The 8,100-nt window shown below is 58.9% G+C and carries 5 protein-coding genes; 2 read left to right on the top strand and 3 right to left on the bottom strand.

Annotated features, from left to right (window positions below; translation table 11 throughout):
• Nucleotides 1-319 precede the first annotated feature (319 nt).
• Nucleotides 320-1,027, bottom strand: coding sequence for a GntR family transcriptional regulator (locus PG5_RS31135; protein ID WP_020801050.1), 708 nt, complete (start codon nt 1,025-1,027; stop codon nt 320-322).
• Between the two features lie 197 nt (nt 1,028-1,224).
• Between PG5_RS31135 and lapG the strand changes: the two genes are divergently transcribed.
• Nucleotides 1,225-1,920, top strand: a complete 696-nt coding sequence (gene lapG, locus PG5_RS31130) for a cysteine protease LapG (RefSeq protein WP_020801049.1) — start codon at nt 1,225-1,227, stop codon at nt 1,918-1,920.
• A 14-nt stretch (nt 1,921-1,934) separates the two neighbouring features.
• On the top strand, nt 1,935-3,908 hold the full coding sequence (gene lapD, locus PG5_RS31125; protein WP_020801048.1) for a cyclic di-GMP receptor LapD: 1,974 nt from the start codon (nt 1,935-1,937) through the stop codon (nt 3,906-3,908).
• Nucleotides 3,909-4,006: 98 nt separating this feature from the next.
• On the opposite strand, the gene PG5_RS31120 is transcribed toward lapD, so the two are convergent.
• Nucleotides 4,007-4,345: a hypothetical protein gene (locus tag PG5_RS31120; RefSeq protein WP_008064081.1), complete on the bottom strand. Its 339-nt coding sequence runs from the start codon at nt 4,343-4,345 to the stop codon at nt 4,007-4,009.
• A gap of 147 nt (nt 4,346-4,492) precedes the next feature.
• The coding region (locus PG5_RS31115) for an immunoglobulin-like domain-containing protein (protein ID WP_042955918.1) at nt 4,493-8,100 on the bottom strand (3,608 nt) is incomplete at its 5' end.

Below are 8,100 nucleotides of genomic sequence, written 5' to 3'. Positions count from 1 at the left end.
GATTAAATTCCAAAACCCCTGTCTGCTCACGCAGACAGGGGTTTTGTCGTTTTGGGCCTACGAAAAGAGCTTCAGCACATTGCTCATCGAGTAGCCGGTCACTCAATGTGAGACAGCACCGGGATGAATCGATGGAAGCCGGATAAAGCTACCCACCATCGCCCAGACTCGCGCGGCATCGGCGTGCAAAAGAGCCTGGGGATGGTTATAGCGGGCTGGGAGTCGGGGCCGGGGGATGTTGTAAGCAGATTATGCGTGGATGATGAGCGACGAAATGTTGCGGCAAGTGAAGTCACCCTCAGGCCTGCCGCTGCCTTTGCTACGAGGTTTTTCTGTTCCTGGCTTCCGGACTGTTGAGGTACCGGGTGATGACCTCGACTCCACGATTGAGATGGTTGACCAGCAGCCTCACCGATCCTTCGACATCCCGCGCCTCGGCGGCCCGCCACATGGCCCGGTGATCTTCCTGTGATAACTTGCCCAGGCCCATGGCCTCAAGGTTGAAGCGCAGGAAGCGTTCTTCTTCGTTCAACCCGTCCTCCACCAGTTTGAGCAACCGGCGATTGGGTGCCTTGCTGTAGAGCGACATATGAAAGAGGCGGTTCAGCCGGCCGATTTCGGTGTAGTCCTGTTCCGTCTCCAGCTGGTCGATGTAAAGCGCGGCCTGTTCGAGATCCGCCGCCTCAAGCAATGGCACCGACAGGCGCAGGGCTTCGGACTCCAGTAAAATCCGCAGTGCATAGGTCTCCACTGCATCGCCCTGGACCAGTGGGGCGACCACAGCACCTTTGTGGGCAACCACATTGAGCAATGACTGGGCTTCGAGTTGGCGTAACGCTTCGCGCACAGGCATGCGGCTGACACCGAAGAGATCGGCCAGGTCTTGCTGGCGCAGAGCGATGCCACACGGCAGCCGACCGTCCAGGATGGCCGAACGCAAGGTTTCCTCGATGACCGAGCGCGCCAAGTGAGCGGCAATGGGGCCGTTGACCTTGATGCTGCTGAGAGGGTTGGCTTTTCGTGTCACTACAACGCACCCTGATTGACTGAGTTATTTTTGGATCCAACTGACACTAGTGACTGCCTGAAAGCTTGTCAAACGATCAGCAAATTGCCTATTTCAAGTTTAGCGCGCCATCGCTGATCTCACGGTGCCATTGTTTTTTGCCGTACTAACCTACACCATCAACCGACTTTCCAACTGCCTACCCTGGATGCCTCGCATTGGCGGTACGTTTTTTCCCGATTCCACGGATGCTGCGCTGGCTGTCCTGCGCGTTGTTGCTGGCTGGCGTGATGCTGGGCGGGCTGCATGCCGATTGGGATTTTTCTCTGATCAGTCGTCGGGCGCAGGCATTGTACGGACCTTTGGGTCCAGGCCAGCAACGCATAGATGATTGGCAGCATCTGCTGGCCAGCCAGAAGCAGCTTGGCGAGCTTGAACAGTTGAACGTGGTCAACCGGTTCGTCAACAAGCAGTTGCGCTACGTCGAAGACATCGATTTGTGGCAGCAGGTCGATTATTGGGAAACGCCAATCGAAGCCCTGTGGAAAGGTGCCGGCGACTGCGAAGATTACGCCATCGCCAAGTATTTCAGCCTGCGCCATCTTGGCGTTTCCAGTGACAAACTGCGCATTACCTACGTCAAGGCCCTGCGTCTGAACCGGGCACACATGGTGCTGACCTACTATTCGAGTCCAGAGGCGATGCCGTTGGTCCTCGATAGCCTGATCGATACCATCCAGCCCGCCAGTCAGCGAACGGATCTGCTTCCGGTCTACTCCTTCAATGCAGAAGGCCTGTACTTGCCCGGCGCCAAAGGTAACAAGAAGGTTGGTGATACCAAACGCCTGTCGCGTTGGCAGGATGTGCTGAAAAAAATGCAGGCCGAAGGTTTTCCGGTCGAAACGACTAACTAGGAGCTCACGCTCAGATGTCTTTGTTCAAACAGCTGTTGATCGCTATCTGTCTGTTCCTGGTGGTCGCCTTTACCGGCAGCTTCATGGTCAGCCTGGAAAGTTCGCGCACCCAGTACGTCAACCAGTTGCGTTCTCACGCCCAGGATGGCGCGACGGCTTTGGCGGTGTCCCTGACGCCGAACATCGACGATCCGGCGATGGTCGAGTTGCTGGTCAGCTCGCTGTTCGACAGCGGGTATTACGCCAGCATCCGCGTGGTCGATTTGAGCGACGACAAAGTCATCGTCGAGCGCAGCGGTATGCCGGCGGTCAACAATGTACCGCAATGGTTCATCAAGCTGATCGGCCTGGAAGCGGCCGGTGGCGATGCGATCGTCAGCCGCGGTTGGGAGCAGGCCGCGCGGGTCGAGGTGGTCAGCCACCCGATGTTTGCCTTGGCCAAGCTTTGGCAGAGTGCGCTGGGCAGTCTCGGTTGGCTGCTGCTGTGTGGCGCGGTGAGCGCCGTCTTGGGTGCATTGCTGTTGCGTCGACAATTGAAACCCCTGGATTACATGGTCAAGCAATCCCACGCGATTGCCCGCCGGGAATTCCTCAGCCTGCCGGATTTGCCGCGTACCCCTGAATTGCGCCGCGTCGTTCAAGCAATGAACCAGATGGTCGAGAAGCTCAAGGCACTGTTTCAGGAACAGGCCGAACGCAGTGAAAGACTGCGGATCGAGTCTTATCAGGACAACCTGACAGGGCTGGCGAACCGTCGTTATTTCGAGATGCAGTTGAACGCACGGGTGAGCAATACCGAGCAGGCCAGCTCGGGTTATCTGCTGTTGCTGCGGGTCAACGATCTGGCGGGTTTGAATCAGCGCCTGGGTGGTCAGCGGACTGATGAGTTGTTGAAGGCAGTCGGGCTGCAATTGTCTCGCGAGTGCGCCAAGTACCCGGAAACACAAAACCTGGTCACGCGCATTCGAGGCGGTGAGTTTGCCGTCTTGGCGCCAGGGCTGGTACGCGAAGAAGCGTTGCAATTGGCACGCAGCCTCGACAGTGCCTTGGCGAGCCTGCACGCCACTGGCGCCACCGACGTTGCGCCGGTGGCCTCAATCGGACTGGCCCCCTTTGCCCATGGCAATTCGCCGCAGGCGGCGCTCGGGTTAGCGGATCAGGCATTGGCCCAGGCGCAGAGCCAGGGTGAGCCGAGCTGGGCGTGCCTGGACCATGGCGCATCGACTCATGTGGCTGAAGACCATCATGCGTGGCACAACCTGCTCGATCAGGCCATGACTCAACGGCGCTTCGAATTGTTCTTCCAACCGGTGGTTGCCGCCCAGGACACTCAGCTGGTGCTGCACTACAAGGTGCTTTCGCGCTTAACTGATGCCGAGGGCCAGATCATTCCCGCCGGACGCTTCCTGCCGTGGCTGGAGCGTTTTGGCTGGACTGCGCGGCTGGACCGCCTGATGCTGGAGTTGGTGCTTGAGCAGATGGCTGACCATGAAGAGTCGCTGGCGCTGAACCTGTCGTCGGCTACCCTGGCTGACCCGCAGGCGCTGAATAAAGTCTTTGAGCTATTGCGTTCGCATTCGAACCTGGGGCCGCGGTTGACGCTGGAGATCGGTGAGGAACAATTACCGGAGCAAACGGTGCTCGAGGAGCTGACGCGACGCCTGCGTGAGTTGGGGTTCTCATTGAGCCTGCAACGTTTCGGCGGACGTTTCAGCATGATCGGCAACCTGGCACGGCTAGGGTTAGCGTATCTGAAGGTCGATGGCAGCTACTTCCGGGCGATTGATTGCGAGAGTGACAAGCGTTTGTTCATCGAGGCCATCCAGCGGGCGGCGCACAGCATTGACCTGCCGTTGATTGCCGAGCGGGTCGAGACAGAAGGGGAGTTGTCGGTGATTCGCGAGATGGGGCTTTATGGGGTTCAGGGGCAATTGTTCGGTGCGCCAAAGCCTTGGTGTAGGAGCGAGCTTGCTCGCGATGGAGGGTAACGGTGACGCGGGGCACCTGACGCCCCGCGGCGTCCTCACGTTTTTCGTCGGAACGCCGCCCGGAGCATGCTCGCTCCTACATCTAGAGGGCGGCAGGCCTAGATCAATCCTGCCTCATCATCATCGATCAAATGACTTAATCCGCCCAACGCCTCACGGGCCTGGGTCCGGTCCATCAACTTGGCCTGTGCGGCCGGTGGCAGGTCGGTCACACGGATCACGCCTTTGCTGGTCAGCACCTGGATCAAGTCGTCGAGTACGCGGATCATTTCCAGGTCGCTTTGCTTGAGCTGCTTGAGGCTGACCTCCATCGTTTCGTTGGCGTACCAGGCCTGGATTTCATGATGATCGGCCGGCAGCGTTTCCGTGGCTTCGGCATAGGCGGCAGCTTCCACGCGAACCAATTGGCCTTGCGCATCGCGTTGCACGTAAAACATTTGGCATCCCTCAGAAATGGTCCAGCATCATGCTGTCAGCAGCATAGGCCAACTGCAGGCGAGTATGCGGCGTGATGACGAAATCGTCACCGGGCTGTTGATTGCAAACGTGACGGCCGCCCGCTGTGGGCGACCGTCAGTCAGCCATCAGCTGTTGTTGTGATCGATCTTGATCGTCGGATCGCTACCGGCAATCAGATTGTGCAAGTTGGCGCTGGACCAGTTGTTACCTTCGAGTTTGATCGTCACGTCCGGCTTGGCCGCTGTAGCGTTGGCACTGTTGAAGTTGCCAGCGGAATTGACCTGCAGGGACGATACACCGTCCACCGTGGTGATCTTCAGATAGTTGTCGATGGTGCTGCCACTTTCACCCTGCAACAGATCACGCAGGTCGATGCGATCGCCCTGGCTGGCATTGAAGTCCTTGATCACGTCGGTGCCGGTGTCGCCAGCCTTCCAGACGAAGGTATCGCCACCCAGGCCGCCAATCAGCGTGTCGTCACCCTTGCCACCCAGGAGGGTGTCATTGCCGTCGCCACCATCAAGCAGGTCTTTTCCGGTACCGCCGAGCAAGAGGTCATTGCCGCTGCCGCCGTAGAGTTTGTCGTCGCCACCCAGGCCGAAAATGATGTCGTTGCCGGCACCACCCAACAGACTGTCGTCGCCATCGTGAGCGCCAGACACATCGAACACGTCGGTGTGCTCTGTAATGTACTGGTGCACGTTGCTGGTGGTCACTTTGCTGACATCTACGCCGGTTTCCTTGGCAACGAATGCCTGCATCGCCTGGTAACCCTCGCCGGCAATGCCGTTGAAGCTGACCAGGTCACCGAAGATGATGTCATTGCCATCACCCGCATTGACCGTGTCGTCACCCGGCAGGGTCGCCTCGGTGTGGCCGAGGATGGCATTGGCCAGGTTGCTCGGATCGATATTGGTTTGTGGCTTGCTGTCCGTGTCGAACGGAATCAGGTCGGCCGGCTTGATCGCGCCGTTCAGACCGATCGCTTCGACCTGCGACAACTTACTGAGCAACAGGAAGCTGCTGCTGGCGTTATCGGCCGTATCGTCGTCGGTGTAGCTACCTTTACCGGCGGTGTACGAGATCTCATAGGTGCCGTCACCCTGCGCACGGATCGTGCCGATGGTGCCGTCCTTGGTCCAATTGCCCCCCGGCGAGTCTTCGGTCCACTTGTTGATCTTGCCACTGCTGGTAATCAGCTGGCGGCTGACTCCACCCAGGGTGATATAGGCGGTATCGCCCAGCTTGTAGTTATTGACGCTCAGGTAGTCATCCAGTCTGCCATCGACTACTTTGGAGCTTTTGAAGTCAGCGACTATCGGGTTGGTCGATTCGCCGGATTGGTAGTAGGTGGGCACCCCGTCAGTGATGAAGTAAGTGAGGTTGGTGGCGCCGATATTGCCCTTGGCCTGAGTACTCTGGAAGAAGTTGGCCGTGGTTTTGAACACGTCCTCGTAGTTGGTGCCACCGCCAGACGCCATCGATCTGACGATGGCCTGCAGTTGATCCAGTGCGCCGGAGTCATTCAGGTTGACCGTAACGGTGGTGTTCACGGTGTCATCGAAGGTCGCCAGGAAAATGTTGACCGTCCCCGAAGTGTTCGCACCCAGGCTTTGCTTGAGGGTGCTGAACATCAGGCTCAGCGAGTTCTTCGCCGCCTGGATCGAGGTGTCCATACTGCCGGAAGTGTCGACCATGAACGCGATGTTGTAATTCTTGCCCTGAACCACGTTTAGGCCAGCGACGTCGGCAACGATGATGTCGTTGCTGTCGGTGCCGACGATATTGTCGTCCTTGGTCGTGCCCATGACCGGGTTGTAGGTCGCTGGGTAGATGGTCACTGGAAGCTCGGCCGACGATGGCGCTGAGCCGCCCAGCATTTCGGTGGAGGTCGAAGTCACCGTCAGGTTGAACGAGTTGCTGTAGTACGGCGGCGGGGTGATGGTCAGCGAGCCGAGGTTCCAGCCGGTGACATCCGCCTCGCTATTGCTCGCGGTAGCCGTGAAGGTATGTCCCGCGCCATCGCCGAGCACGGAGCCCGCCGGAATCCCGCCGATCTTCACGCTCAGGCTTTCAGAACCGTCGCGGTCGGTCAGTTCGGTGCTGATGGCCGACAGTTTGATGCTGCCGCCCTCTGGCCCGGTGTTGAGCTTGTAGCCGTCGTAGTAGCCTTCGCCATTGCTGCCATGCAGGTCGGAGACCGTCACGCCTGCATTGATCAGGTCGTTGACGCCGGTGTAGATCGGCACGCCAGCATTGTTCAGGTCGAGCACCTGACCGTTGTCCACCCTGAGGTTGACGTCGTAGCTGCCCGGGCCGCTCTGGTTGTGGTGGTAGATGTCCAGGGTGTAGTAGCCGCTGGTGGTTGGCGTGAACGAGCCGCTGATCGTCCCGCCGGCACCCCACAGGGCACTGGCCACGTTTTTGCCGCCAATCGTCACCAGCAGACTGTCGTCCGCGGTGCCGCTGAAGGTGTAGATCTTGCCGGCTTCGAGGTAGATCAGGCCGGAGGTTTTTGAGGCGATACCCGCCGTCACACTGCTTTCCTGCACATCGGTCACGGTACCTTTGCTGTTGGCAGTGCCAGCCGCATCGATCACCGATTTCAGGGTGTTGGTCGGCGCACCGCTGCCCGTACCGTTGTAGCCGGTGTTTAGGGCGGTCAGGCCAGTCCAGATCTCCTTGATCAGGCCTGTCGAGTTCACGTTGTTGCCCGTGATACTCAGGGTGGGTGCGTCGGCTTGCGGGGTGATGTCGACTTTCAGAGTCGCTTCGTTGCCCAGGTTGAAACCGTCGGTAGGTTTGAACTTGATCTGCGCGTAGTCCGCTGCCTTGTTGCCGACCCCGGTGCCGCCATAACCATCGGCACCCGACTCGTTGCGTGCCGGCACGAAGGTCAGTTTGCCCAGGGCGATATCCGCCTGGCTGATGACCTGCCCGACCACCACCTTCACGCCGTTGAACAACAAATCGCCACCGCCCGTTACCTGGGTGATGGTGATGCCCAGCGGGCTGTCGTTATCGACATCGGTGACCTTGAAGTTGTCCCAGGTCAGGGTCAGGGTCTTGTCTTCGAGGCCGGTAACTGCGCCGCCAGTGGTCACCGGTGCATGGTCGTTGTCGACGATGGTGGTGATGACATAGGTTTTGCTCGAGTCGATCACCAGATTCTCGAAGTTGCCGCCGATGGCTTTGTCGATGGTGATGATGAAGTTCTCGGAGCCTTCGACCAGCTTGTCATCGATGGTGCTGATGTCGAAACCGACGCTGTTGCTGTTGGCCGGAATCTTGATTGTCATGACACCATTTAGGTCTGAACCGTCGACCGCAGTACCCGTGTACTTCAGGGTCACCGTGACTTCGGCCTGAGAGGTATTGCTCAGGTTCAACGTGTAGTGCGCGGATTGGCCTTCGATGACCGATGCCGCACCACTGATACCCACGGTGGTTACGTCGCCTTGGCCCGATGGCTCGTCGGTGACGGTGGTGGTCAGGGTGGTGTCCTTGAGCGTCAGTTTTTCAAAGTTGTCAGCACCGGTGACCGACTCCAGCTTGTTGACGATCGCGTCCTGGCCACCGGTGAAGATGTCGTCCTTGGCGGTAACGACTGCAGTGCCGCTGGTGCCATTGGCCGGGATCTTGATCTCGGTGCCGTCGGTGAGTTTGAAGGTCAACTCGCCGTGGCTGGCCATCGGCAGGCCGGCGGCGTTGGTCAGGGTCACGGTGTAGGTGA

This window comes from Pseudomonas sp. G5(2012), assembly GCF_000408945.1.
Lineage (GTDB): Bacteria > Pseudomonadota > Gammaproteobacteria > Pseudomonadales > Pseudomonadaceae > Aquipseudomonas > Aquipseudomonas umsongensis.
Note: the sequence above shows the minus strand (reverse complement) of the source record. Positions and strands in the feature narration are given on the sequence as shown.

What these genes read in the sequence shown, in the direction of transcription:
- PG5_RS31120 (WP_008064081.1), bottom strand. Translation starts at nt 4,345, where the DNA reads ATGTTTTACGTGCAACGCGATGCGCAAGGCCAATTGGTTCGCGTGGAA.
- lapD (WP_020801048.1), top strand. Translation starts at nt 1,935, where the DNA reads ATGTCTTTGTTCAAACAGCTGTTGATCGCTATCTGTCTGTTCCTGGTG.